This is a genomic window from Microbacterium neungamense, from assembly GCF_024971095.1.
GTDB classification, from domain to species: domain Bacteria; phylum Actinomycetota; class Actinomycetes; order Actinomycetales; family Microbacteriaceae; genus Microbacterium; species Microbacterium neungamense.
Map to the genome: position 1 here is coordinate 788,351 of NZ_CP069717.1, position 23,701 is coordinate 812,051.

18 protein-coding genes and 1 tRNA gene are annotated in these 23,701 nt (G+C 73.2%); 14 read left to right on the plus strand and 5 right to left on the minus strand.

Features of this window, described 5'->3' with window-relative positions:
- The first annotated feature begins 36 nt into the window (after positions 1-36).
- The gene (nudC, locus tag JSY13_RS03730) at positions 37-1,002 is read left to right on the plus strand and encodes an NAD(+) diphosphatase (protein ID WP_259607699.1); all 966 of its coding nucleotides are present in this window, start codon (positions 37-39) and stop codon (positions 1,000-1,002) included.
- Positions 999-2,720 carry an ATP-dependent helicase gene (locus JSY13_RS03735; RefSeq protein WP_259607700.1) on the plus strand — a complete coding sequence of 574 codons (1,722 nt, stop codon included), beginning with the start codon at positions 999-1,001 and terminating at the stop codon, positions 2,718-2,720. Before nudC ends, JSY13_RS03735 begins: the two co-directional genes overlap by 4 nt.
- A gap of 885 nt (positions 2,721-3,605) precedes the next feature.
- Here the strand turns inward: JSY13_RS03735 and JSY13_RS03740 are convergent.
- Entirely contained in the window at positions 3,606-5,033 is a 1,428-nt protein-coding gene (locus JSY13_RS03740; protein WP_259607701.1) for a zinc-dependent metalloprotease, read from the minus strand.
- A 172-nt stretch (positions 5,034-5,205) separates the two neighbouring features.
- Between JSY13_RS03740 and JSY13_RS03745 the strand changes: the two genes are divergently transcribed.
- The 3 genes from JSY13_RS03745 (at position 5,206) to JSY13_RS03755 (ending at position 9,660) form a co-directional block, all read left to right on the plus strand.
- Positions 5,206-6,249, plus strand: a complete 1,044-nt coding sequence (locus tag JSY13_RS03745) for a YlbL family protein (protein WP_349773871.1) — start codon at positions 5,206-5,208, stop codon at positions 6,247-6,249.
- 77 nt (positions 6,250-6,326) lie between these two features.
- Complete coding sequence (locus JSY13_RS03750) at positions 6,327-9,221, plus strand: UPF0182 family membrane protein (protein WP_259607703.1); 2,895 nt, start codon at positions 6,327-6,329, stop codon at positions 9,219-9,221.
- 190 nt (positions 9,222-9,411) lie between these two features.
- The gene (locus tag JSY13_RS03755; protein ID WP_259607704.1) at positions 9,412-9,660 is read left to right on the plus strand and encodes a DUF1918 domain-containing protein; all 249 of its coding nucleotides are present in this window, start codon (positions 9,412-9,414) and stop codon (positions 9,658-9,660) included.
- Here the strand turns inward: JSY13_RS03755 and JSY13_RS03760 are convergent.
- Positions 9,645-10,169 (minus strand): DUF488 domain-containing protein, encoded by a 525-nt coding sequence (locus JSY13_RS03760; RefSeq protein ID WP_259607705.1) that lies wholly within the window; start codon positions 10,167-10,169, stop codon positions 9,645-9,647. The genes JSY13_RS03755 and JSY13_RS03760 overlap by 16 nt on opposite strands.
- An 81-nt stretch (positions 10,170-10,250) precedes the next feature.
- A tRNA-Met gene (locus JSY13_RS03765) sits at positions 10,251-10,324 on the minus strand.
- A 60-nt stretch (positions 10,325-10,384) separates the two neighbouring features.
- Here JSY13_RS03765 and JSY13_RS03770 point away from each other — a divergent pair.
- Entirely contained in the window at positions 10,385-11,188 is an 804-nt protein-coding gene (locus JSY13_RS03770; protein WP_259607706.1) for a carbon-nitrogen hydrolase family protein, read from the plus strand.
- A gap of 193 nt (positions 11,189-11,381) precedes the next feature.
- Here the strand turns inward: JSY13_RS03770 and JSY13_RS03775 are convergent, their stop codons facing one another.
- Positions 11,382-12,578, minus strand: coding sequence for an aminotransferase class I/II-fold pyridoxal phosphate-dependent enzyme (locus JSY13_RS03775; RefSeq protein WP_259607707.1), 1,197 nt, complete (start codon positions 12,576-12,578; stop codon positions 11,382-11,384).
- Positions 12,579-12,674: 96 nt separating this feature from the next.
- Between JSY13_RS03775 and JSY13_RS03780 the strand changes: the two genes are divergently transcribed.
- The 3 genes from JSY13_RS03780 to JSY13_RS03790 all read left to right on the plus strand — a co-directional run bounded on the left by JSY13_RS03780 (position 12,675) and on the right by JSY13_RS03790 (position 16,901).
- The gene (locus JSY13_RS03780) at positions 12,675-14,099 is read left to right on the plus strand and encodes a S1C family serine protease (RefSeq protein WP_259607708.1); all 1,425 of its coding nucleotides are present in this window, start codon (positions 12,675-12,677) and stop codon (positions 14,097-14,099) included.
- A 112-nt stretch (positions 14,100-14,211) separates the two neighbouring features.
- Positions 14,212-15,462, plus strand: a complete 1,251-nt coding sequence (locus JSY13_RS03785; protein WP_259607709.1) for a CDP-glycerol glycerophosphotransferase family protein — start codon at positions 14,212-14,214, stop codon at positions 15,460-15,462.
- Positions 15,459-16,901 (plus strand): CDP-glycerol glycerophosphotransferase family protein, encoded by a 1,443-nt coding sequence (locus JSY13_RS03790; RefSeq protein WP_259607710.1) that lies wholly within the window; start codon positions 15,459-15,461, stop codon positions 16,899-16,901. The genes JSY13_RS03785 and JSY13_RS03790 overlap by 4 nt, the downstream gene beginning before the upstream one ends.
- Positions 16,902-17,037: 136 nt before the next feature.
- Here JSY13_RS03790 and JSY13_RS03795 read toward each other — a convergent pair whose 3' ends face one another.
- Complete coding sequence (locus JSY13_RS03795) at positions 17,038-18,108, minus strand: glycosyltransferase family 2 protein (protein WP_259607711.1); 1,071 nt, start codon at positions 18,106-18,108, stop codon at positions 17,038-17,040.
- A 52-nt stretch (positions 18,109-18,160) separates the two neighbouring features.
- Here JSY13_RS03795 and JSY13_RS03800 point away from each other — a divergent pair, with 52 nt between their 5' ends.
- From JSY13_RS03800 to JSY13_RS03820, 5 genes are all read left to right on the plus strand, one after another.
- A complete protein-coding gene (locus JSY13_RS03800) occupies positions 18,161-19,396 on the plus strand; it encodes a CDP-glycerol glycerophosphotransferase family protein (protein ID WP_259607712.1) in 1,236 nt (411 codons plus the stop codon).
- 106 nt (positions 19,397-19,502) lie between these two features.
- Positions 19,503-20,786 carry a CDP-glycerol glycerophosphotransferase family protein gene (locus tag JSY13_RS03805; RefSeq protein WP_259607713.1) on the plus strand — a complete coding sequence of 428 codons (1,284 nt, stop codon included), beginning with the start codon at positions 19,503-19,505 and terminating at the stop codon, positions 20,784-20,786.
- Positions 20,783-21,553, plus strand: a complete 771-nt coding sequence (locus tag JSY13_RS03810) for a biotin--[acetyl-CoA-carboxylase] ligase (RefSeq protein WP_259607714.1) — start codon at positions 20,783-20,785, stop codon at positions 21,551-21,553. The genes JSY13_RS03805 and JSY13_RS03810 overlap by 4 nt, the downstream gene beginning before the upstream one ends.
- A gap of 129 nt (positions 21,554-21,682) precedes the next feature.
- Positions 21,683-22,192, plus strand: a complete 510-nt coding sequence (locus tag JSY13_RS03815; RefSeq protein ID WP_259608119.1) for a PH domain-containing protein — start codon at positions 21,683-21,685, stop codon at positions 22,190-22,192.
- 312 nt (positions 22,193-22,504) lie between these two features.
- Entirely contained in the window at positions 22,505-23,629 is a 1,125-nt protein-coding gene (locus JSY13_RS03820; RefSeq protein WP_259607715.1) for a 5-(carboxyamino)imidazole ribonucleotide synthase, read from the plus strand.
- The last annotated feature ends 72 nt before the right edge of the window (positions 23,630-23,701 follow it).

The window sequence follows — 23,701 nt, forward strand, 5'->3', positions numbered from 1 at the left end:
GGCACACCGGCGAGAGCGAGCTGTGAGGGGACCCGCATGACCGATGCGCCGATGACGCTCGACCGCGCCGCCGAGCTGCGCGACGAGCCCGGCGTGCTGGAGCGCCTGCGCGGCGACGCCCGCTCCCGGACGATCGTCGTCCGGGAGGGGAGGCTGCGCGTGCACGACGACGCGCTGCTGCGCAGTCCGGCGGCGGAGATCGTCGACGCCGAGGCGGCGGAGTGGGCGCTGCTGGGGCGCGACCGCGACGGCGCGCCTCTGCTGCTCGCCGCCGTGCCGCCGATCGAGGACAGCCTGGACGCCGCCCCGGAGGAGATGTGGCTCGGTGTGCGTGAGGTCGCGCCACGGCTCGGCACCCACGACCAGCAGCTGCTGCTGGGGGCGGTCGCCCTCGCCGGCTGGCTGCGGGACGCGCGGTTCTGCCCGCGCTGCGGCACCGCGGCCGAGCTGCGGCAGGGGGGGTGGTCCCGCCGCTGCCCCGGATGCGGTGCGGAGCACTTCCCCCGCACCGACCCGGCCGTCATCGTCGCCGTGGAGAGCCCGGACGGCGAACGCCTCCTGCTCGGCGCGAACACCCGGTGGGGCGGGCGGATGCATTCGTGCTTCGCCGGTTTCGCGGAGGCGGGGGAGTCGCTGGAGGCGACCATCCACCGCGAGCTGGCCGAGGAGGCCGGGGTCCGCATCGCCGGCATCCGCTACCTCTCCTCGCAGGCCTGGCCGTACCCGCGCTCCCTGATGATCGGCTTCCGGGCGGTCGCCGCCGACGAGGACGTGCGGGCGGACGGCGAGGAGATCCTCGAGGTGCGCTGGCTCAGCCGCGCGGAGATCGGGTCCGCGCTCGCCGGAGAGGGCCCGGTCGGGCTGCCCGGCGAGGCATCGATCGCCCGCGCCCTCATCCAGGACTGGTACGAGGAGCGCGGCGGGGCGGCGAGCGGGCGCGGCCGGCCCCAGGGCGGTGCACCGGACGCGCCCGCGCCGAGCGAGCGGAGCGTGTCGTCGTGAGCGCACTGGACGCCCTCGACGAACGGCAGCGCGAGGCCGCCTCCGTGCTGCGCGGCCCGGTCGCCGTGCTCGCCGGTGCCGGCACCGGGAAGACGCGGGTGATCACCCACCGCATCGCGCACGGCGTCGACACCGGCGCCTACTCGCCCTCGCGCGTGATGGCGGTGACCTTCACCGCCAAAGCCGCCGGCGAGCTGCGCGGCCGGCTGCGTGCGCTCGGCGTCGAGGGCGTCGCCGCGCGGACGTTCCACTCCGCGGCTCTGGCGCAGCTGAACTTCTTCTGGCCCACGATCGCCGGCGACACCGCCCCCGCGATCGTCGACAACAAGGTGCGCCTGCTCGGCCAGGCCGCGGACGGGCTGCGGCTGCGCCTGAGCACCGCGACCCTGCGCGACGTGGCGGCCGAGATCGAATGGCGCAAGGTGTCGATGCTCTCCATCGACCGGTACGCCGAGCAGAACCGCCCGATCAGCGGCATCCGCCCGGAGCAGCTCGTGGACCTGCAGCGCGCCTACGAGGCGCTCAAGGACGAGCGCCGTCAGCTCGACTTCGAGGACGTGCTGCTCGCCTGCGCCGGCATGCTGGAGGCGGAGCCGCGCGTGGCCCGCGCCGTGCACGAGCAGTACCGGCACTTCACGGTGGACGAGTACCAGGACGTGTCGCCGCTGCAGAACCGGCTGCTCGAGCTGTGGCTCGGCGACCGCCGCGACCTCTGCGTCGTGGGCGACGCCAGCCAGACCATCTACTCCTTCGCCGGCGCGCAGCAGCGCTTCCTGCTCGAGTTCGAGCGGCGCTTCCCGGATGCCACCGTGGTGCGCCTGGAGACGAACTACCGCTCCCGCGCGCCGATCCTCGCCGCGGCGAACGCGCTGATGCGCGGCCGTCCGGGCGCGCTCGACCTGGTGCCGGCGCGGGAGGACTTCTCGGCCGAGCCCCCGACGCTGACCGTGTTCGACACGGAGACGGAGGAGGCGGAGGGCGTGGCCGCGGCCGTCGCCGCGCGCATCGCCGGCGGCACCTCCCCCTCGGACATCGCGGTGCTCTACCGGGCGCACGCCCAGTCGGCCGTGCTGCAGCAGGCGCTCGCCGCGCAGGGCGTCGCGACGACCGTGCTCGGCGGCACCCGGTTCTTCGACATGCCCGAGGTGCGCCAGGCCGTGCTGGCGCTGCGCGGCGCCGCGGTCGCGCCCACCGATCTCGGCTTCCTGCCCGCGGTGCGCGACGTGCTGCGCGGCCTCGGGCTCACCGACGAGCCCCCCGCGGCGGGCGGGGCGCAGCGCGACGGCTGGGAGGCGCGACGCGCGATCCTGCGGCTCGCGGAGGAGGCGCCGGAGGGCACCACGCTGCGCTCCTTCGCGGACGCGCTGATGGCGCGCGCGAAGGACCAGCACGAGCCGACCCTGCGCACCGTGACGCTGTCGACCCTGCACGCGGCGAAGGGCCTGGAGTGGCCGCACGTGCACGTGATCGGCTGGGCTGAGGGCGCGCTGCCGATCTCCTACGCCACGACCTTCGAGCAGATCGACGAGGAGCGCCGCCTCGCGTACGTGGGCATCACGCGGGCCGCGCGTACGCTGTCGCTGTCGTGGGCGCGGTCCGCCGGCAGAGGGGAGCGGGCGCCGTCGCGCTTCCTCGCGGAGATCGGGACCACCGGCCGCGGCACGGGCATTCTTCGTGAGGTGCCACCGCGCGCCATGTCCGGCGTCCGCCGGGGCTGACCCGCACCATCCGCGACGGCACGTCGACGCCGGGACGGATGCCGCCCGCCGGCGGCGTCTCCGCGACCACGGGTGTCTCCGCGCCCAGGGTGTTCTCCGCGCCCGGGGCCGTCTCGCCGCGCAACAGCTCCGCCGCCAGGACGGCGGCCTCGGCGACCCGGGCCGCCGGGATCGGACCGGGTCGCCGGGCGACCAGCTGCGCGTGCAGCAGCGGCCAGGCCGGGTCGCGCTCCCGCTCCCACGCGTCCCGGCAGGCGAGGCACGCCGTCGTGCCGGGCAGGACGAGCGGGCCGACGGTGAGCGCGTCGGCCTCGAACGCCACGGGGAGATGCGCGAGGTCGTCGCGCAGGTACGGTGCCAGCTGCTGCGCAGATGCCGCGCCCTCAACCACCACGACCGCCACCGCGCCGGCGTCGCCGCGCGCCCCGATCGGCACGCCCTCGTCCTGCAGGGCCTCGCGCAGCCGGTGCGGCACGCGCCGGTCGAGGATGTCGAGGTCCTCGATCCACACCGCCGGCGGCCGCGGCCGGTCCGCCACCAGCACCGGGGCGAGCTCGTCGAGCAGCCGGCGCGCCGCCTCCCGGGGCGCGCCCACGCCGTGCGCGACGACGTCGAAGGACGAGCGGCGGATGCCGGCACGCAGGCGCACGAGCAGGGGCTCGACCCAGGCGTGCTCCACGTGTACCCGGGCGACGTCCTCGAGGCCGAACTGGACGGTGGCCTCGTCGCGCCACAGCAGTGGATACCGCGGATCGAGGCGCATGACGGTGCGCGGAGTGAGCGGGCTCATGACCCGATTGTGCGCGCCCGTCACCGTGCGCGGGGCGCGCGCGGGCGATCGGTGGACAGATGCCGGACGGATGCCGCCTGTGGAGGACGATCCGGTCAGACCGGCTGGTCGCCCTCCGGTGGGCGGCGGTCGTCCCCGTCCGGTCCACCGTCGGGACCGTCCTCGGGCGCGGTGCCGGGCTCGCGGTCGCTCGCGGCGGAGCCGTCGGTGTCGAAGCCGTCGCCCTCCAGCAGTCGCGCCAGCGCCTCGTCGAACTCGTCGGCCGCCGGGGCCTCTCCGCGGGCCGTCGCCTGGAGCCGCGCGATGAGCGCGGTCGGGTCGTCGATGTCGGACGCCTCCGGCATCAGGTCGGGGTAGTCCCACAGGGCGTCGCGGGCGGCGACGCCCACGGCATCCGTCACCTTGCGCCACATCGCCGACGCCTCCCGCAGCCGGCGCGGACGCAGCTTCAGACCCACCAACGCGCCCAGCGCGTCCTCCGCCGGACCGCCGACGGCGCGACGGCGCCGCGCCGCCTCCGCCAGCCGCGCCCCGTCCGGGAGCCGCGAGGTCGCGTCGGTGGTGACCACGTCCACCCAGCCGTCGATCATCGCGACGAGGTTCTCCAGCCGGGTGAGCGCCTCGCGCTGCGCCTCGGTCTGCGCAGGCAGCAGCGCCCCGCCTTCGATCGCCGCCCGCAGCTCCTCGGGGTCGGACGGGTCGAGCCGGCTGGCGACGTCCTCGAGTGCCTGCACGTCGACGGTGACGCCGCGTGCGAACTCGGTGAGCTGCGTCATCACGTGCAGGTGCAGCCACTTCGCGTGCCGGTACAGGCGGGCGTAGGCGAGTTCGCGGACGGCCAGGTAGAGCGCGATCTGATCCTCGGGGATCTCCAGGCCCTCGCCGAACGCGGCGATGTTCTGCGGCACGACGGCCGCCGTGCCGGCCGGTAGCACCGGGATGCCGACGTCGCCGCCGGAGACCACCTCGCGGGAGAGGTTGCCGAGCACCTGCCCGAACTGCGCGGCGAACAGCGACCCGCCCAGGGTCCGCATCAGCTGGCCGGCGCCCTGGACGAGGCCGCGCATCTCCTCGGGGACCTGCGTGTCCAGCGCCGAGGTGAGGGCGTCGGCGATGCTCGTCGACACCGGTCCGGCGATCTCCTTCCACACCGGCAGGGTCTGCGTCACCCACTCGCCGCGGGTCATCGCCCGCGGCGCGGAGGCGAGCTCGGAGATCGTGGTCGCCTCGCTCAGCCACAGGTTCGCCAGCCCGAAGGCATCCGCGATCGACGAGCGGGCGCCGTCGGTGATGCCCAGCCCGTCGCGGTTCGCGATGTGCAGCGCCTGCCGCTCCGCGTTCTGCCACGGGTCGCCCTGGAACGCCGCCTGCATCTGCGACATGAAGCCGGCCATCATGGCGGGGTCCAGCGGCATGCCGCCCATGCCGGAGAGCGCCTCGCGCATCGCCTCGGGATCGACGTCGCCCCCGGCCATCATGCGGCGGAGGAACTCCTCGAAGTCCGACGGGTCCTGGTCTGCCATCTCGATCGCCCTCTCAGCACGCGCGTAGCCTGTGCGATCTACGCTAGTCACAGCTCGCCGCGCCCGTACCCGAGGGGCGCGGATCCCTGTACGCCGCTCGCGAACGTCCCGGAGGTCGACCTTGTCCCAGCGCCGTGGTCCGCGCGTCGGCGTGGGGGTGTGGAGCCTGTGCGTGGCGCTCGCGGCCCTCGTCGGTCTCACCTTCGTGCCCACCCAGTACGTGATCCAGCGGCCCGGACCGGTCTACGACACCCTCGGCTCGGCGAAGAGCGCCGACGGCACGGAGGTGCCGCTGATCGAGATCGAGGGTGCCGAGACGTACCCGGCCGAGGGAGCGCTGGACCTCACCACGGTGCAGGTGGTCGGCAACCGCCAGCGCACACCGAGCTGGTTCGAGCTGGCGATGGCGTGGACCGACCCGACCCGCGCGGTCGTGCCGATCGAGACCGTGTTCCCCGAGGGTGTGAGCACCGAGGAGCGCGACGAGCGCAACGCCGTGCTCATGGTCGACTCGCAGCACGAGGCCACCGCGGCGGCGCTCACGGAGCTCGGCTACGACGTCGGCGCGCGCGTCGAGGTCGTCGAGGTGCTGGAGGATGCCGCGGCGCAGGGTCTGCTGGCCGCCGGGGACGTCATCCTCGCGGCGAACGGCACGCCCGTACAGTCGGCCACCGGCCTGCGCGACGCCATCCAGCAGGGCCAGGGCGACCCCGTCGAGCTCCGTGTGGCGGACGCGCAGGGGGAGGAGCGGACCGTCACCGTGACCCCGAAGCGGGAGAAGGATGCCGCCGGCGAGACCGTGTGGCTGATCGGCGTCTCGCTGACCACGGACTACTCGTTCCCGCTGGATGTGACCATCCAGCTCGACAACGTCGGCGGCCCCAGCGCCGGGATGATGTTCGCGCTCGGCATCGTGGATCTGCTGACTCCCGGGGAGCTCACCGGCGGGGAGCGGATCGCCGGCACCGGCACGATCGACGCCGAGGGGGCGGTGGGCCCGATCGGCGGCATCCGGCAGAAGCTGTACGGCGCGAGGGATGCCGGCGCCGAGTACTTCCTCGCCCCGGCGGACAACTGCGACGAGGTGGTCGGGCATGTGCCGGACGGCCTGCAGGTGTTCCGCACCGCCACCCTCGACGAGTCGCTGGAGATCCTCGAGGTCATCGCGGAGGGCGGCGACACCGCCGACCTCCCCACCTGCGCCTCCGCCCGCTGAGCCCGTCGAAGCGTCCGCCCCGGGCATCCGCCGCGACTCCGGGCCGAACCATAGCCTGGCCTGCCTAGGATGGACGGGTGACCACGACCTCAGCGCCGAACCCGGCCACGCCCCGTGCCTCCCGCCGCATCCTCGCGATCTCGGTGGCCATCATCGCCGCGCTCATCGCGGCCTTCTTCGTCTTCGCCTCGCTGTACACCGAGTTCCTCTGGTTCGACCAGCTGACCTTCGCGTCCGTGCTGACCACCCAGTGGATCGCAACGGCGACGATGTTCGCGATCGGGTTCCTGGGCATGGCGGCGCCGATCTTCGTGTGCATCCAGCTCGCCTACCGGCTGCGCCCGGTGTACGTGAGGCTGAGCTCGCAGCTGGACCGCTACCAGGAGGTGGTGGAGCCGCTGCGGCGCCTCGCGATGTGGGGCATGCCGATCTTCTTCGGCGTCTTCGCCGGCTTCGCCGCCGCGGGCAACTGGCAGACCGCGTGGCTGTGGGCGAACGGCGTCACCACCGACACCCTCGACCCGCAGTTCGGCGTGGACACCGGCTTCTACCTGTTCGCGATGCCGTTCTACTCGGCGCTGCTCGCGTACGTCAGCGCGGTGCTGCTGCTGTGCCTGGTGATCACCGCACTGGTGTCGTACCTGTACGGCTCGGTGCGGATCGGGCAGCGCGAGCTGCGCATCTCCAAGCCCGCCCGCATCCAGCTGGCCGTCCTCGCCGGCCTCTATCTGCTGGTGCAGGCGGCGAGCCTGTGGCTGGACCGCTACCTGACCCTGGTCTCCCCGGAGGACCGGATCACCGGTGCCGCGTACACCGGCGCGAACGCCACCATCCCGGGTCTGGCGATCCTGTCGATCCTCGCCGCCGTCGTCGCGGTGCTGTTCTTCGTCACGGCGGTGATCGGCCGTTGGCGCTTCCCGCTCGCGGCCACCGCGCTGCTCATCGTCGCCTCCCTGGTGATCGGCGTCGGCTACCCCTGGGTCGTGAAGACCTTCCAGGTGGAGCCGAACAAGAACGCCTACCAGGCCGAGTACTACGACCGGAACATCCAGAGCACCAAGGAGGCGTTCGGCGTCGCCGACATGACCGTGACCCCGTTCACGGCCGAGACCGACACCGAGGCCGGCCAGCTGCGCGAGGACGCCGCCACCACGGCATCCGTCCGCATCATGGACCCGGGCGTCATCGGCCCGACCGTGCGGCAGCTCGAGCAGTACCGCTCCTACTACCAGTTCAACCAGCCGCTGGACGTGGACCGCTACGAGATCGACGGGCAGATGCAGGACACCGTGGTCGCCGTGCGCGACCTCGACATGACCAAGCTCGGCGGCGGCGACAGCTGGAACAACCGCGTCGCGGTGTACACGCACGGCTACGGCCTGGTCGCGATGGCCGGCAACCAGCGCACCAGCGACGGCGAGCCGGTGTTCCTCGAGCGGGGCATCCCGTCCTCCGGCTTCCTCACCGAGAGCGAGAAGTTCGAGCCGCGGGTGTACTTCGGCGAGTCGTCCCCGGAGTACTCGATCGTCGGCGCCCCGGAGGGGCGGGAGCCGGTCGAGATCGACTACCCGCGCGGCGAGCAGGGCGCGAACGACACCAAGACGACCTTCAAGGGCGACGGTGGTCCGCGCATCGGGAACACGTTCACGAAGCTGCTGTATGCGCTGAAGTTCCAGTCCGAGCAGATCCTGTTCTCGAACCTCGTGAACTCCGAGTCGCAGATCCTCTACGACCGCGACCCGAAGACCCGCGTGCAGAAGGTCGCCCCGTACCTGACGCTGGACAGCGACCCGTACCCGAGCGTCGTGGACGGCCGGATCGTCTGGATCGTGGACGGCTTCACGACCAGCTCGACCTACCCGTATTCGACGAGCGTCAGCCTCGCCGATGCCATCGCGGACTCCACGATGCCCGCCCCCACCCTCGCGCGGGACGACATCAACTACATCCGCAACTCAGTGAAGGCCACCGTCGACGCGTACGACGGCTCCGTCACCCTGTACGCGTGGGACGAGGAGGACCCGCTGCTGCAGGCGTGGCAGAAGATCTTCCCGAACACGGTGAAGCCGATCAGCGAGATGTCGGGCGAGCTGATGAGCCACGTCCGATACCCGACCGACCTGTTCAAGGTGCAGCGGGACATCCTCGGCATCTACCACATCGATGACGCCGGCGCCTTCGCGCAGGAGGTGAACCGCTGGCAGACGCCGAACGACCCGCGCGACAAGAACCAGCTGCAGCCGCCGTACTACCTGACCATGAAGATGCCGGATCAGGAGGAGCCGCGCTTCTCGATGTTCTCCAGCTTCATCCCGGCCTCGCAGGGCAATGAGAGCCGGGAGGTGCTGATGGGCTACCTCGCGGTCGACTCGGATGCCGGATCCGAGCCCGGCAAGAAGGCGGAGAGCTACGGCAAGCTGCGACTGCTGGAGATCGACACCGCCACCACGGTGCCGGGTCCCGGTCAGGTGCAGAACACCTTCGACTCGAACACCGCGATCGCCGACCAGCTGAACGTGCTCACCCTCGGCAAGTCGGAGGTGCGCTACGGCAACCTGCTCACCCTGCCGGTCGGCGGCGGCCTGCTGTACGTGCAGCCGGTGTACGTGCAGTCGTCCGAGGGCACGCAGCTGCCCAACCTCCGCAAGATCCTGGTCGCCTTCGGCGACGAGGTCGCCTTCGAGGACACGCTGAGCCAGGCGCTGGACGCGCTGTTCGGTGGAGACGCGGGCGCGGCCGGCGGCGACGAGGAGATCGAGCCGACCGATCCCGGCACGGGCGGCGAGGAGCCGCCGCCCACTGAGCCGTCGGAGGTCCGGCAGGAGACGCTGCAGGCGGCGCGCGACGCGCTCGCGGCCCGCGACGCCGCGCTCCGCGCCGGCGACCTGGAGACGTTCGCCGCGGAGGACAAGAAGCTCACCGAGGCCGTGCGCAAGCTCCTCGAGCTCGAGGAGGCCACGGCGGGGGAGTGAGCCCGTCCTGACACCTCGTCGCCGCCGGATGCCGCCGCACGTGCATCCGGCGGCGACGTCGTCTGCGCGCAGAGGGCGTGCGCGGCGACGGCGTGTGGCCTGCGGCGTGTGCGCCCCTGGAATTCGGCCACGCGCTCGCGGAGAATGGGAATCGGTGATCGTATCGATTCCGTCGAAAGAGGTGGCTGACATGCAGATCACAGCTGGCTCCCGCGTGGTCATCCATGGGGCGCGGGTGGGACGAACCGACCGGCACGGCGAGGTGCTCGAGGCGCGCGGGGAGGACGGTGGTCCGCCGTACCTGATCCGCTTCGACGACGGGCACGAATCGCTGGTGTTCCCCGGTCCGGACTGCGAGCTCGAGCACGCCTCCGGCGACGCGGCCGCGACGAGCGGCGACGCGGCGGCCGCGGGCTCCTCGGGTCAGGCGGCCGGATAGGTCACGACGCCGCCGGCTCCGACCGCTGCTCCGGGCGTGAGCCGTGCGGCGTCGAGCCTGCCGTCCGGCATGATGTGCACGACCTCTTCGCCGGCGCCGAGCAGGTGGTCGGCCACGATCCGCCGGTGGCAGCGCCACCACACCGCCTCCGCGCACATGACCGCGGGGTTCTCCTCCCGCAGCCCGCGCAGGGCCTGAAGGCCGGCGCGGAAGGCGTCCGACAGCGCGTGATCGGCGTAGTTGTGGAAGCTGCGGTTGCGCCACAGCCCGTTCACATCCGGCGGGACGCCGGCGGCACGCGAGCGGAGGCCGCCGAGCTCCGGGAGGCGCAGGAAGCGGATGCCGGAGGCCGGCAGGGCCTCGGCGAGGACGTCCTCGCCGAACTGCGGGTTGCGGCGCGAGCCGGGCATCTTCCGCACGTCGCAGACCGCGGAGGCCCCGGCATCCGTCAGCAGCCGCACGAACTCGTCGAGCGGATGATCGGAGTGGCCGATCGTGAAGAAGGGCATCCGTCGCTCCTCTCCCTCGATCCGCACGTGCCGGAGATGCGAAGAAGGCCCGATCCTGAGGGACCGGGCCTTCTTCTTTCGTTGCGGGGACAGGATTTGAACCTGCGACCTCCGGGTTATGAGCCCGGCGAGCTACCGAACTGCTCCACCCCGCGGCACGTCTTCTACCCTAACACGCTCTGCGAGGGGAGGGCGAATCGAGGCAGGATGGGGGCATGTCCGACTCGCACCTGACCGTCGCCGTCTGCCAGTTCGCCCCGGATGCCGACCGTGCCGCCAACCGCGAGCGCGTCGCCGCCCTGACGGCGGACGCCGCCGCCCGCGGCGCCACGCTCGTGGTCTTCCCGGAGTACTCCAGCTACTTCGTCGACCCGATGGACGACACCCTCGCGGCGAACGCCGAGACGCTGGACGGGCCGTTCGCGACCGTGCTGCGCCGGCTCGCCGCGCAGCACGGCGTGACCGTGGTGGCCGGGCTCGTCGAGGCGGGGGAGGGGAGCCGGGTGGGCAACACGGTGATCGCGGCGGATGCCGGCGGCATCCGTGCCGTGTACCGCAAGCAGCACCTGTACGACGCGTTCGGGCAGACGGAATCGGACTGGATCGAGCCGGGCGCGCTGGACGCCGACGCCGTGTTCCAGGCCGGCGGGCTCACCGTCGGACTCATGACCTGCTACGACCTGCGCTTCCCGGAGGTGGCGCGCACCCTGATCGACCGGGGCGCGGACGTGCTGGTCGTGCCGGCGGAATGGGTACGCGGTCCGCTCAAGGAGCACCACTGGCAGACGCTGCTCACCGCCCGAGCCATCGAGAACACCGCCTATGTCGTCTCCGCCGACCATCCCGGCCCGATCGGCGTCGGCCTGTCGCAGGTGATCGACCCGCAGGGCGTCGTGCTCGCCGGAGTCGGCTCCGGCGAGGGGGTCGCCGTCGCGGCCCTCGCCCCCGCCGTCATCGCCCGCGTGCGCGACACGAACCCCGCTCTGCGTCTGCGCCGCTACCGGGTCGTCCCCGCCTGACGCCCCCCGGCCCCGGCTTCTTCGGGTTTGGGGCGGATTCTCGCGTTCGGGGCGGGGGAGCTCCGCCCCGAACGCGAAGATCCGCCCCAAACGGCCGAGCTCGGGATCGAGGTCCGGGCCGATGTCGAGCTCGGGGCGGGGGTCGGGGGCGGGGTCAGGGCGGGGGCGGGGCGGGGTCAGGGCGGGGGCGGGGTCAGAGGGCGGCGAGGCGGCGCGCGGCCTCCTCGAGCACCTCGACGCGCTTGCAGGCGGCGAAGCGGACCAGACCGGCGTAGTCCCCGCGCCGCTCGGGGGCGACGAACGCCGTGAGCGGGATGGCGACGACCCCGGCGCGCTCCGGCAGCGCCCGGCAGAAGGCGGCGGCGTCCGCCCCGCCCAGCGCCGTGGCATCCGCGACCGTGAAGTACCCGCCCTGCGGCGGATGCACTTCGAAGCCGGCCGCGCGCAGGGCCCCGTCCAGCAGTTCGTGCTTGCGGAGCAGCGCGGCGGCGGCATCCGCGAAGTACGCGTCCGGCAGGCGCAGGCCGACGGCGACGGCCGGCTGGAACGGCGCGCCGTTGACGTAGGTGAGGAACTGCTTGACCGTGAGCACCGCGGTGATGAGCGCCGCCGGCCCGTGCACCCAGCCGATCTTCCACCCCGTGGTCGAGAACGTCTTCCCCGCCGAGGAGATCGTCAGCGTGCGCTCGGCGGCCCCCGGCAGCGTCGCGATCGGGGTGTGCGGGGCGTGGAAGGACAGGTGCTCGTACACCTCGTCGGTGACGATCACCGCGTCGTGCCGCTCGGCCAGGCGCACCACCTCTGCGAGCACGTCGGGCGCGAACACGGCGCCGGTGGGGTTGTGCGGATCGTTCACGAGGATGATCCGAGTGCGGTCGTTGACGACCTCGGCGAGCTCATCCAGGTCCGGCTGGAACCCGGGGCGCCGCAGCGGCACGGTCCGCAGGCGCGCGCCGGCCAGGGCCGCCGCGGCGGCGTAGGAGTCGTAGTACGGCTCGAAGACCACGACCTCGTCCTTGGGGGAGTCGATCAGCGCGAGCAGGGTGGCGGTGAGGGCCTCGGTGGCGCCGGCGGTGACGAGCACCTCCCGCTCGGGGTCGACCTCGAGCCCGTAGAAGCGCCGCTGGTGCTCGGAGATGGCCAGCAGCAGATCCGGGATGCCGCGCCCCGGCGGGTACTGGTTGACGCCCGCCGCGATCGCCTCGCGTGCAGCCTCGAGCACCTCCGCGGGCCCGTCCTCGTCGGGGAAGCCCTGACCGAGGTTGATGGCGCCGGTGCGCACGGCCGCCGCGGACATCTCTGCGAAGATGGTGGGAGCCACCTCGCCCGAGGGTGAGAGAAGGCCCGCTCCTGCCGCAGTGCGCCGCCAGGCGCCGGGAGTGACATCCATGCAGAACAGGCTAAGACCATAGGAGACGTCCAACCCGGCCATATCAAACGCACAGGGTGACGCGTCACGCTGAAGGGGCGTTGTGAAGGAGCACAGATGAACGACAAGAGCACCCCCGAGCCCACCCCCGGCGGCAGCGACTCCGCCCCCGGCAGCCGCATCCCCGAGGGACACCGCCTGCCGGACGCGTTCGCCTCCACCTCGCCGATCCGGACCGGCTCGCCCGCCGCCGGCCACGCCGCCCCGGGCGCCGCCTTCGGCGCACCGGCGCAGACCGGGCCGGCCGCGCCCGCGGACGGCTCCGCCGCTCCGGCCGCGCGGAAGCCCGGCGGGGCCGCGAAGGTCGCCGGGCTCCTGCTGGCCGCCGCCCTCGTCGGCGGGGCCGCCGGGTTCGGGGGCAGCGCGATCGGGCAGGCCGTGTTCGCCAAGCCGGCCACCGCCCCGGCATCCGGACCCGAGACCATCACCGTGAACAACCCCGGCTCCGTGAACGAGACCACCGCGATCGCCACCGAGGTGCTGCCGTCGGTGGTCACCATCGAGGTCGCCGGCGCGCAGGAATCCGGCAGCGGCTCGGGCGTCATCCTCGACGAGGACGGCTACGTGCTCACCAACACGCACGTGGTCACCCTGGGCGGCGCCGCCTCCGACCCCGCGATCCGGGTCACCACCTCCGACGGCCGCATCTACACCGCGGAGATCGTCGGCACCGACCCGGTGTACGACCTCGCCGTGATCCGGCTGCAGGACGCCGAGGACCTCACCCCGATCGAGTTCGCCGACTCGTCCGAGCTCAACGTCGGCGACACCGCCGTGGCCGTGGGCGCCCCGCTGGGCCTGTCCAACTCGGTCACCACCGGCATCGTCAGCGCCCTCAACCGCAGCATCCAGATCGCCTCCGCGGCGGCGCCGGACACCGGGCAGGACCAGCAGCAGCCCGAGGAGGAGCAGCCGGGCGAGGGCGGGCCGTTCCAGTTCGACATCCCCGGCCTCGGCGCGCAGCAGGCGACGCAGTCCATCTCCATCGCGGTCATCCAGACGGATGCCGCGATCAACCCCGGCAACTCCGGCGGCGCGCTCGTGGACAGCCAGGGTCGCTTGATCGGGATCAACGTGGCGATCGCCACGGCGGGCGGCACCTCGTCCGGCGAGGCTGGATCGATCGGCCTCGGCTTCGCGATCCCGTCCGACATCGCCGAGCGCATCGCGAACGAGCTGATGGAGAACGGGGAGGCCACGCACGGCCTGCTCGGCGCGACGGTCCGCGACGCCGCGGCGGTCGAGGACGCCACCGTCGCCGGCGCGTACATCGAGGAGCTCACGCCCCGCGGTGCCGCGAGCGAGGCCGGCCTGCAGCAGGGCGACATCGTCACCGGGCTCGACGGCGTGCCGATCACCGGCGCCAGCGATCTGACCGCGCAGGTCCGCGCGGCCGCCGCGGGCAGCACCGTCACCCTCACGATCGTGCGGGAGGGGCAGTCGCAGGAGATCGAGGTCACGCTCGGAGAGCTCGAGCTCTGATCCCGGCCGGTGCCGGCCCGGTCCGGCACGGGCCCCGGCATCGGCACCGGCATCGGCACCGGCACCGGCATCGGCATCGGGGGAGGACGTCGCACCGCGATAGGCTCGGCGGGTGGCGCCCTTCTCCTTCGGCAGCGGAAACGTGGCGAAGCTCCTCCGTCTCCCGCTGTACGCCCTCGGACGCCTGGGCACGCTGGTCGTGCCCCGCGGCGACACGTGGGTGTTCGGATGCGGCGCCGGCATCGGCGACGGCGCCCTGGCGCTGTGGCGCGTGGCATCCGCCACCGGCCACCGCGCCGTGTGGCTCACCACCTCGTCGCGCGAGGAGGCGGATGCGGCGGCGCTCGGCATCCGCACCGTGCCGAAGGCGGGACTTCGCGGCTGGTGGACCACCGCCCGCGCCGGCGTCGTGGTCGTCACGCACGGACTCGGCGACGTGAACCGGTACGCCTCCTCGGGGGCGTTCGTGGTGCAGCTGTGGCACGGCATCCCGCTCAAGCGGATCGGCCTCGATTCGCCGGTGACCGCGCAGGTGCCGCGCGTGCCCGGAGCCCCGCTGCTGCGCCGGCTGATCCGCGCCGCCTACCGCTCCGCGGCGCAGCGCATCCGGCTGATGCCGGCCGCCTCCGACCGGGCCCGCGGCCGCCTGGAGTCCGCGTTCGGGCTGGGCGATGACCGCGTGCTGGTCACCGGCGAGCCGCGCGTCGACGTGCTCTCCGCCGGCACCGCGCCCGCCCGTCGCGACGCCGCCACCACGCTGCTGCTGCGCACCGGGCCGCTGCTGCCGGGCCAGCGCGCCGTGCTCTACGCGCCCACCTGGCGCGACGGTGCCCCAGACCCGGCCGTGCCCGCCGCCGACGAGTGGATCCGGATCGTCCGGCTGCTCGAGCGTCACGACGCCGTGCTGTTCGTCCGCTCGCATCCGCTCGGCGCGGGAGCGTACGCGCCGCCGTGGTCGAGCGGGCGGGTCCGGATGCTGGGCGCCGACGTCCTGCCCGACGTCACTCCCGCGCTGCCCCGCATCGACGTGCTGATCACCGACTACTCCTCGCTCGCCTTCGATGTGGGGCTGCTCGCGATGCCGGTGGTCTACCTCGCCCCGGACGTCGAGGAGTACGCCCGCGAACGCGGCTTCTACGGCTCGTACACCGCGGTGGCGGGCGCCGACCACGCCGTGGACTGGGGCGGGGCGTGCGCCCAGCTGGACGCCCTTCTGGGCGATCCGGCGGTGTTCACGGAGCGGTCCGAGCGATCCGCTACGCTCAGCGCACACATGCACGCCCACCGCGACGGACGGAACACGCAGCGGGTGTACCAGGCGATCCGCGCGCGGGGGATTCCCGCGCCGAAGGGAGCACGATGACGACCGCCCGGATCGACGAGCAGGACGAGACGCTCGTCATCACAGGCACCGGGCCCCGTCCCGCCGCCGTGACGCTGGAGGGTGCGCGGGCGCGCGCCGAGGCGCGGATCACCGGGCGTGGCAGGACCTGGACGGCGGCCGTCCCGCTGCGGGTGTCCCGCTGGGGCGGGCCTGCCCTGCCGCTGCCCTCCGGTGACTACCGGCTGCACGTGGACGGCGAGGACGCCGACCTGACCGGGGCTCAGGTCGCGGCGACCCTGCTGCCCGGTCTGCGGATCGCCGTCGACGACGCGCGCGTGCGCATCGACCCGCCGGTGGATCCGGCGTACGAGACGCCCGAGGGACAGGCGGTGCTGGAGGAGCGGTACGCCGCGCAGCCGGGCGGCGGGGAGAACGCGGTGTTCTTCGAGAGCTTCTACGGGCAGAACGCCGGATGCAATCCGCGAGCGATCGACCGGGAGCTGGCCCGCCGGGCCCCGGGCATCCGCCGCTACTGGAGCGTCGCCGACCTGTCCGTCGCCGTCCCCGAGGGCGGGATCGCCGTGGTCGAGGGTACCCCGGAGTGGTGGCGGGCCCGCGCCGAGGCCCGGCTGCTCGTCGTCAACGACTGGCTGCGGCGCCGCTACGTGCGCAAGGACGGCCAGCACGTGCTGCAGACCTGGCACGGCACGCCGCTGAAGCGGCTCGCCCTGCACCGCCCCGGTTTCCACCCGCGCCGGATGGCGGCGGTCGTCAAGGAGTCGCGGCGGTGGGATGCGTTGCTGGCGCAGAACCTGTACGCCTCCCGCATCCTCCGCAGGGCGTACGCCTTCTTCGGCCGGCCGATCTGGGTGGAGGGGTACCCCCGCAACGACGTGCTCGTGAACGGCGACGCCGCCGGCATCCGTGCCGCCCTCGGCATCCGTCCCGGCGAGCGGGTGCTGCTGTACGCGCCCACCTGGCGCGACGACCGCACCGAGATGGTCGACTTCGTCGACCCCGAGGAGCTCGCGCGCGCGGCCGATGCCGTCGTGCTGGTGCGCGGCCACTCCCGGACCCTGCGCCCGGGCCGCGACCGCGAGGGTGCGCGGGTGATCGATGTCACCGGGTATCCCGACACCGCGCAGCTGCTGCTCGCCGGCGACACGCTGATCACGGACTACTCCTCGGTGATGTTCGACTTCAGCGTCACCGGCAAGCCGATGTACTTCCTGGTGCCCGACCTGGAGCACTACCGCGGCGAGCTGCGCGGGTTCTATTTCGACCTCGCCGAGCGCGCCCCCGGGCCGCTGGTGCGCACCCAGGAGGAGCTGCTGCGCGCCCTCGCGGACGACGGGGTGACCGCGGCGTACGCCGAGCGGTATGCGGCCTGGCGCGCGCAGTTCAACCGCCGCGACGACGGCCGCGCCGCCGAGCGCGTCGTGTCCCGCATCCTCGACCAGGGCTGGCTCGCCACCTGACCCGCCCCTGGCTCCTGCCCCGGGCCCGCCGTTTCTGGCACATTGTGTCGCTCCGGGCGGGTTGCGGCGCCGGAGACCGACACGTCGCGACACAATGTGGCGCGACGGGCGGTGCCCTGGCGCGACGGGCGGGTGGTCAGGGGAGCGGGGTGTTCCAGTCCTTGAGCCGCGACGCGTCCACGGTGTCCCGGGCGCCGCGGAACACTCCGGCCAGGAACCCGAGTCCCCACGCGACGTGCATGGTCGGCAGCACCGCCATCGTCCACAGCCGCTCGCGGATGCCTCGGCGGCCGGGGGCCAACGCCACGGCGATCACGAGACCGGCGTACGCCAGCAGCGGCAGGTACACCACGGATGCCAGGAGCGCGGCGAGTCCGCGAAGCACGCCGGTCAGCTGCAGCGCGGCCACGACGAGAGCGAGCACGATCGCCCCGATCAGCGCCGGCGGGGCGAAGTAGCGCAGGCCGTTGCGGCGCCCGTACCGGCGCACCAGCTCGCCGCGCCAGGCGCCGGTGGCGCGGAACTGCCGCGCCAGGCGCGACCAGCTCTCCCGCGGCCAGTAGGTGACCGACAGCTCCGGGTCGAACCACACCCGGTGCCCGGCCTGACGGATGCGCAGGTTCAGCTCCCAGTCCTCCCCGCGGCGGATGGACTCGTCGAACAGGCCGACCTCCTCCAGCACGTCGCGCCGCATCACGCCGAGGTACGCCGACTCCGCCTCGCCCTCGCGGCTGCCGCCGTGGTACGCGCCGCCGCCGAGCCCGACGGGGGAGTTGTACAGCCGCGCCACCGCCTTCTGGAACGGGGTGCGGCCCTCGGCGCGCATGACCCCGCCGACGTTCGCCGAGCCGGTGCGGGCGAGCGTCGCCAGGGCGCGGGCCGCGTAGCCCGGGGCCAGCTCGGAATGGGCGTCCACCCGCACGATGGTCCCGTACCGGCTGGCGCGGATCGCGGCGTTCAGCCCGACCGCGATGTGCGCCTCGGGGTTGTCGACGAGGCGGATGCGGGGGTCGCGCGCCGCCAGCTCGCGGGCGAGCTCCGTGGTCCCGTCGCTGGAGGGGCCGAGGGCGAGCACGAGCTCGATCGGGCCGTCCACGTGCTGGGTCAGCACAGAGACCACCGCGTGCTCGAGATAGGCACGCTCGTTCAGCACCGGCATCACGAACGACACGCCGGCCGAGGACGCGTCCTGCTCGTTCTCCCGCATCCGTCGATCATGTCACGGGGACCTCGGAGGTTGCCGGATTAGCGTCGGGGGAATGGTCTCCACGACGGATGCGAAGAAGGCCTATCGGATGCTGCGACGTGCGATCGCCGGCCGACGGAGGGCGCAGCGGGTGCGCCGGATGCTGGCGCAGCGCTCCCCGCACCCGCAGGGGCACTACCGGATCGCGGTGTACTTCGCCGACAAGGCCGTGAACATGTACCAGATCCGGCAGTGGTACCGGCCGCTGCAGGGGATCGTGGACCGATGGCCCGTCGTCGTGCTGGCGCGCTCCGCCTCCGGCGCCGCCGCGCTGCTGCAGGACGACGCGCTGCCGGTCGCGTTCGTGCCGCAGGTCCGCGACCTCGAGGCGTTCCTGGAGGAGCAGGACATCCGCATCGTGCTGTACGTGAACCAGAACACCCGCAACTTCCAGATGTTCCGGTACGGCGGGCGCTGGCACGTGTTCATCAACCACGGCGAGTCCGACAAGGTGTACATGACCAGCAACCAGTTCAAGGCGTACGACTACGCCCTCATCGCCGGCCCCGCTGCCCGGGACCGGCTCGCGGCCGCACTGTGGGACTACGACGTCGACGAGCGCACGATCCAGATCGGCCGTCCCCAGGCCGACCACTTCTCGGGCGAGCTCCCGTACCCGCCCGACGACCGGCTCGTCGTGCTGTACGCGCCGACCTGGGAGGGCGACCGCGCCTCGATGAGCTACGGCTCGGTGCGCAGCCACGGCGTCGAGCTCGTGGAGCGGCTGCTGGCCACCGGCCGGCACCGGGTGATCTACCGGCCGCATCCGCGCACCGGGATCGTGGACGAGGCGTACGCCGCGGCGAACCGCAGGATCATCGGGATGCTGCGCGACGCGAACGCCGCCGACCCGGCCGCCCATCACGTGCACGACGATGGTCCGGAGATCGGCTGGCAGCTCGCGGCGGCCGACGTCGCCGTGGTCGACATCTCCGCGATGATCTACGACCGGCTGGCGACCGGGAAGCCGCTGCTGATCACCCGCCCGGTCAGTCCGGAGGCGGAGATCGACGAGACCGGCTACCTGTCCGACTGCGAATGGCTCACGGCGGATGCGGCATCCCGCATCGTCGCGGAGATCGACCGCGTCCGCGAGGACGAGCGGTCGGTGGTGCGGCTGCGCGGCTGGGTGCGGCGCTACTTCGGCGACACCGCGCCGGGAGCGGCGACGGCGCGGTTCCACGCCGCGATCGAGCGGCTCCTGCGCGAGTGGGAGGCGCTGCAGGTGAGCGAGGACCGCGCCGCCTGAGCGCGGCCGGGGGCGTGGCGGAGCGGCGCCGGTGCCCGGGATCGCGCCGCCCGGACGGTGCCGCCTGCGCGGTAATGAGCGGATGCCCGGGCCGTATCCTGGAGGGATGGGTGCGGTCTCCGATGCGAAGAAGGGTTATCGACTCCTCCGGCGTGCCCTGGCATCCCGCAGCGCCGTCCAGCGCGTGCGCCGCACGCTCGCGGCGGGCGAGCCGCATCCGCACGGCCACTACAAGATCGCGGTGTACTTCGCCGACGGCGAGGTCAACATGTACCAGATGCGCCAGTGGTATCGGCCGCTGGCAGGCCTCGCCGAGCGCTGGCCCGTGGTCTTGCTGTCCCGCAACGCCACCGGCGCGGAGAAGCTGATCCAGGAGGACGCGCCGCCGGTCGCCTTCGTGCCGACGGTCCGCGACCTGGAGCGGTTCATCGCGAAGCAGGACATCCGCATCGTGCTGTACGTGAACCAGAACACCCGCAACTTCCAGATGTTCCGGTACGGGCGCCGCTGGCACGTGTTCATCAACCACGGCGAGTCCGACAAGATGTACATGACCACGAACCAGTACAAGGCGTACGACTACGCGCTGGTGGCGGGGCAGGCGGCGCGCGAGCGGCTCAGCCGGACGCTGTGGGACTACGACGTCGACCGGCGCACGATCGAGATCGGCCGGCCGCAGGCGGATCACTACTCGGGCGCCCTGCCGTACACGCCGGACGACCGCGTCGTGGTGCTGTATGCGCCGACCTGGGAGGGGGATCGGCCTGCGGCGCACTACGGCTCCATCGCCACGCACGGTGAGACGCTCGTCGCGGCGCTCCTGGCCACCGGCCGCCACCGCGTGATCTACCGCCCCCATCCGCGCAGCGGCGTGGTCGACCCGGGGTACGGGGAGGCGCACCGCCGCATCCTCTCCACGATCGAGGCGGCCAACGCCGCCGATCCGTCCGCGCAGCACGTCTACGACGACGGTCCGGAGCTGGGCTGGCAGCTCGCGGCGGCCGACGTCGCCGTGGTCGACATCTCCGCGATGGTCTACGACCGCCTCGCCTCGGGCAAGCCGCTGCTGATCACCCGGCCGGCCGACCCGCGCGCCTCGGTGGACACCAAGGGTTACCTGTCGGACTGCGAATGGCTGACCGCGGACGCCGCCGGCGACATCGTCGCCGAGGTCGACCGCGTGCGCGCCGACGAGGCGGCCATCTCGCGGCTGCGGATGTGGGTGCAGCACTACTTCGGCGACACCTCGCCCGGCGTCGCGACCGCGAAGTTCCACGCCGCGATCGAGCAGCTGATGGACCTGTGGGACCAGTGGCACGCCCGCGAGATGGAGGCCGCCGCGCTGGAGCGCGACGACGATGATGACGAGGAGAAGGAGGAGGAGCTGTGACGCTGTCCTTCCCGGGCGCGTCGGCCGTCGCCTCGCGCCTCGAGGTTCTCCCGGAGAGCTCGTCGACCAACGCCGCCCTGCGCACGCTCGCCGCCGACCGTGAGGCCTGGCCGCATCTGTCGGTGCTGGTCACCGACAACCAGACCCACGGCCGCGGCCGCCTGGACCGGACGTGGACGACCCCGCCCGGCACGGCGCTCGCGATCTCGGTGCTGCTGCGTGTGCTGCCGGCATCCGCCGACGCCCGCGGCTGGCTGCCCCTGCTCGCCGGTCTTGCGATGACCGAGGCCGTCGCGGCGCAGCTTCCGGGCGCCGCGGTCGGGCTGAAGTGGCCGAACGACGTGCTGGTGGGCGAGCGGAAGATCTGCGGCATCCTCGCCGAGGCGACGCCGGATGCGGTGATCATCGGCTCCGGTGTCAACACCGCCATGGACGCCGGGCAGCTGCCGGTCGGCACGGCGACGTCGTTCGCCGTCGAGGGCGTCGACGCGGACCCGGACCGGCTGCTGGCGGACTACCTGCGCGGTCTGGACGGCCTGCTGTCGGCGCTGATCGCCGCGGACGACGCCGAGGCATCCGGACTGCGGGCGATGGTGAGCGCGCGCTGCCTCACGCTGGGCCGGGAGGTCGTGGTGCACCTGCCCGGCGGCGCCGAGCTCCGCGGCACGGCCACCCGGCTGGAAGCCGACGGCCGTCTGGTCGTGACCGGCGACGGCCAGGAGCGCGCGATCGCCGCGGGCGACATCGTCCATCTGCGTCCCGCCTGACGCCGCGGGCCGGGCGCAGGCCGCGGTCCCGGCGGGAGCTGACACGCCCGGCGCGCCTCCCGTCCGCACGGCGCGGGCGGGGACAATGGAGGGGTGACCCAGCCTGTGACGCTCGGCGGCCGGCCGATGATGCCGCCGCACGGCGCGCCTGTCGAGGAGCTGCTGATCGCGCGGTTCCGCGGGCATGCCCGCCGGCTGACCTGGTCCGCGCTGCTGCTGATCGCCGTCTCCGGTGCGACCGGGTACCTGCTGGGCAACCTCCCGGCGCCGTTCGAGGACTGGATGCTGCTCGGCGCCGCCGGGGCGCTCGTGCTGTTCGGGGTGGTGCTGCCCTTCCTGATCTGGCTGTCCCGCACCTATACGGTGACCACGCGGCGGGTGATCGTGCGCGACGGTCTCGGTTCACGCCGGCGGCGGGAGCTGTCGCACACCCGCGGTTACGCGATCGCCGTGCGCCGTGGCCCGCTGCAGCGGATGTGGGGAGCCGGCACCATCACGCTGAGCAACGGCGTGGATACCCCGCTCCGACTGGCCGATGTGCCGAGCGTGAGCCTGGTGCACGAGGTGCTCGCCGACCAGGTCGAGGTGAACCAGATCCTCGCCCACCGCGACGCCCAGTCCACCTCGCTCGGCCGCTGACCCCTCGACGCTCCGCGGTCCCCCGGTCGTCGAGCGATGACGCCGGAGGCGACCGAGACGAAACGCGTCCCAGGGCCCCGCCCTACCGGCCACCGGGCGGCGTCGCTTCGCGCGGGAATGTGCGCTTCGCGCGGACGGATGCGGGGGATTCGGCCGCGGGAGGCGTACAAGGCCGCGGCAGCGCGCGCGTACGTCGCTCGCGGAGAGCGACCGCGGGCAGGCTCCCGGCGTCGAACGCGGGCAGCGGCGGGCGCCCGGGACGAAACGCATCGGCCGGATACGGGAGAATGGTCCCCGACGAAAGGGGTACCGATGACCGTACGCGTCGGCGTGATCGGCGGAGGACAGCTCGCCCGGATGATGATCGCTCCCGCGGTGGAGCTCGGCCTCGACCTGCGGGTGCTCGCGGAGGCGGACGGGATGTCCGCCCGGCTGGCCGCCACCGCGGTCGGCGACTACCGCGACCTGGAGACCGTGCGCGCCTTCGCCCAGGACGTGGACGTGATCACCTTCGACCACGAGCACGTGCCCCAGGAGGTGCTCCGCGCCCTCATGGACGACGGCGTCAAGGTGCACCCGGGTCCCGACGCCCTGCAGTTCGCGCAGGACAAGCTCGTCATGCGCGCCCGGCTCGCCGAGCTGCGGATCCCGCAGCCGGACTGGGCCGCGGTGCACGACGCCGCGGAGCTGCAGGCGTTCCTCGACGATCACGGCGGCCGGGCTGTCGTGAAGACCCCGCGCGGCGGCTACGACGGCAAGGGCGTTCGTGTGGTGGCATCCGGCAACGACGTCGACGACTGGTTCTCTGGGCTCGACGAGGGCGGCGCCCTGCTGGTCGAGGAGCTCGTGCCCTTCGTCCGCGAGCTCGCCCAGCAGGTCGCCCGCCGCCCCAGCGGCCAGATCGTGGCGTACCCGGTGGTGGAGACCGTGCAGCGGGACGGCGTGTGTGCCGAGGTGATCGCTCCGGCACCGGATGCCACCGACCGGCTCGTGCGCGTGGCCGCCGAGATCGGGCATCGCATCGCGGAGGGCCTCGGGGTGACCGGGATGCTCGCCGTCGAGCTGTTCGAGACCGACGACGAGCGCATCCTCGTCAACGAGCTCGCGATGCGCCCGCACAACAGCGGGCACTGGAGCCAGGACGGCGCCGTGACCGGCCAGTTCGAACAGCACCTGCGCGCGGTCGCCGACCTGCCCCTTGGCGTCACCGAGCGGCGGGCGCCATGGTCGGTGATGGTCAACATCCTCGGCGGGCCGGCCGAGGGCGCGCTGGAGGACCGCTTCCCGGCGGCGATGGCGCAGCATCCGGAGGCGAAGATCCACACCTACGGGAAGGCGCCGCGCCCCGGACGCAAGGTCGGACACGTGAACGTCTCGGGGGAGGACCTCGACGACGTCGTCTACACGGCCAGGGCCGCTGCGGCGTTCTTCGGGTGAGGCCGGCGCGGACGCTTCGACAGGCTCAGCGTCCGGTCGGCGGGCTCAGCGTCCGGTCGGCGGGCTCAGCGT

Coding starts and splice junctions, on each gene's coding strand:
- nudC (WP_259607699.1), top strand. CDS start 37: ATGACCGATGCGCCGATGACGCTCGACCGCGCCGCCGAGCTGCGCGAC.
- JSY13_RS03740 (WP_259607701.1), bottom strand. CDS start 5,033: ATGGCAGACCAGGACCCGTCGGACTTCGAGGAGTTCCTCCGCCGCATG.
- JSY13_RS03755 (WP_259607704.1), top strand. CDS start 9,412: ATGCAGATCACAGCTGGCTCCCGCGTGGTCATCCATGGGGCGCGGGTG.
- JSY13_RS03760 (WP_259607705.1), bottom strand. CDS start 10,169: ATGCCCTTCTTCACGATCGGCCACTCCGATCATCCGCTCGACGAGTTC.
- JSY13_RS03770 (WP_259607706.1), top strand. CDS start 10,385: ATGTCCGACTCGCACCTGACCGTCGCCGTCTGCCAGTTCGCCCCGGAT.
- JSY13_RS03775 (WP_259607707.1), bottom strand. CDS start 12,578: ATGGATGTCACTCCCGGCGCCTGGCGGCGCACTGCGGCAGGAGCGGGC.
- JSY13_RS03780 (WP_259607708.1), top strand. CDS start 12,675: ATGAACGACAAGAGCACCCCCGAGCCCACCCCCGGCGGCAGCGACTCC.
- JSY13_RS03790 (WP_259607710.1), top strand. CDS start 15,459: ATGACGACCGCCCGGATCGACGAGCAGGACGAGACGCTCGTCATCACA.
- JSY13_RS03795 (WP_259607711.1), bottom strand. CDS start 18,108: ATGCGGGAGAACGAGCAGGACGCGTCCTCGGCCGGCGTGTCGTTCGTG.
- JSY13_RS03800 (WP_259607712.1), top strand. CDS start 18,161: ATGGTCTCCACGACGGATGCGAAGAAGGCCTATCGGATGCTGCGACGT.
- JSY13_RS03805 (WP_259607713.1), top strand. CDS start 19,503: ATGGGTGCGGTCTCCGATGCGAAGAAGGGTTATCGACTCCTCCGGCGT.
- JSY13_RS03815 (WP_259608119.1), top strand. CDS start 21,683: ATGCCGCCGCACGGCGCGCCTGTCGAGGAGCTGCTGATCGCGCGGTTC.
- JSY13_RS03820 (WP_259607715.1), top strand. CDS start 22,505: ATGACCGTACGCGTCGGCGTGATCGGCGGAGGACAGCTCGCCCGGATG.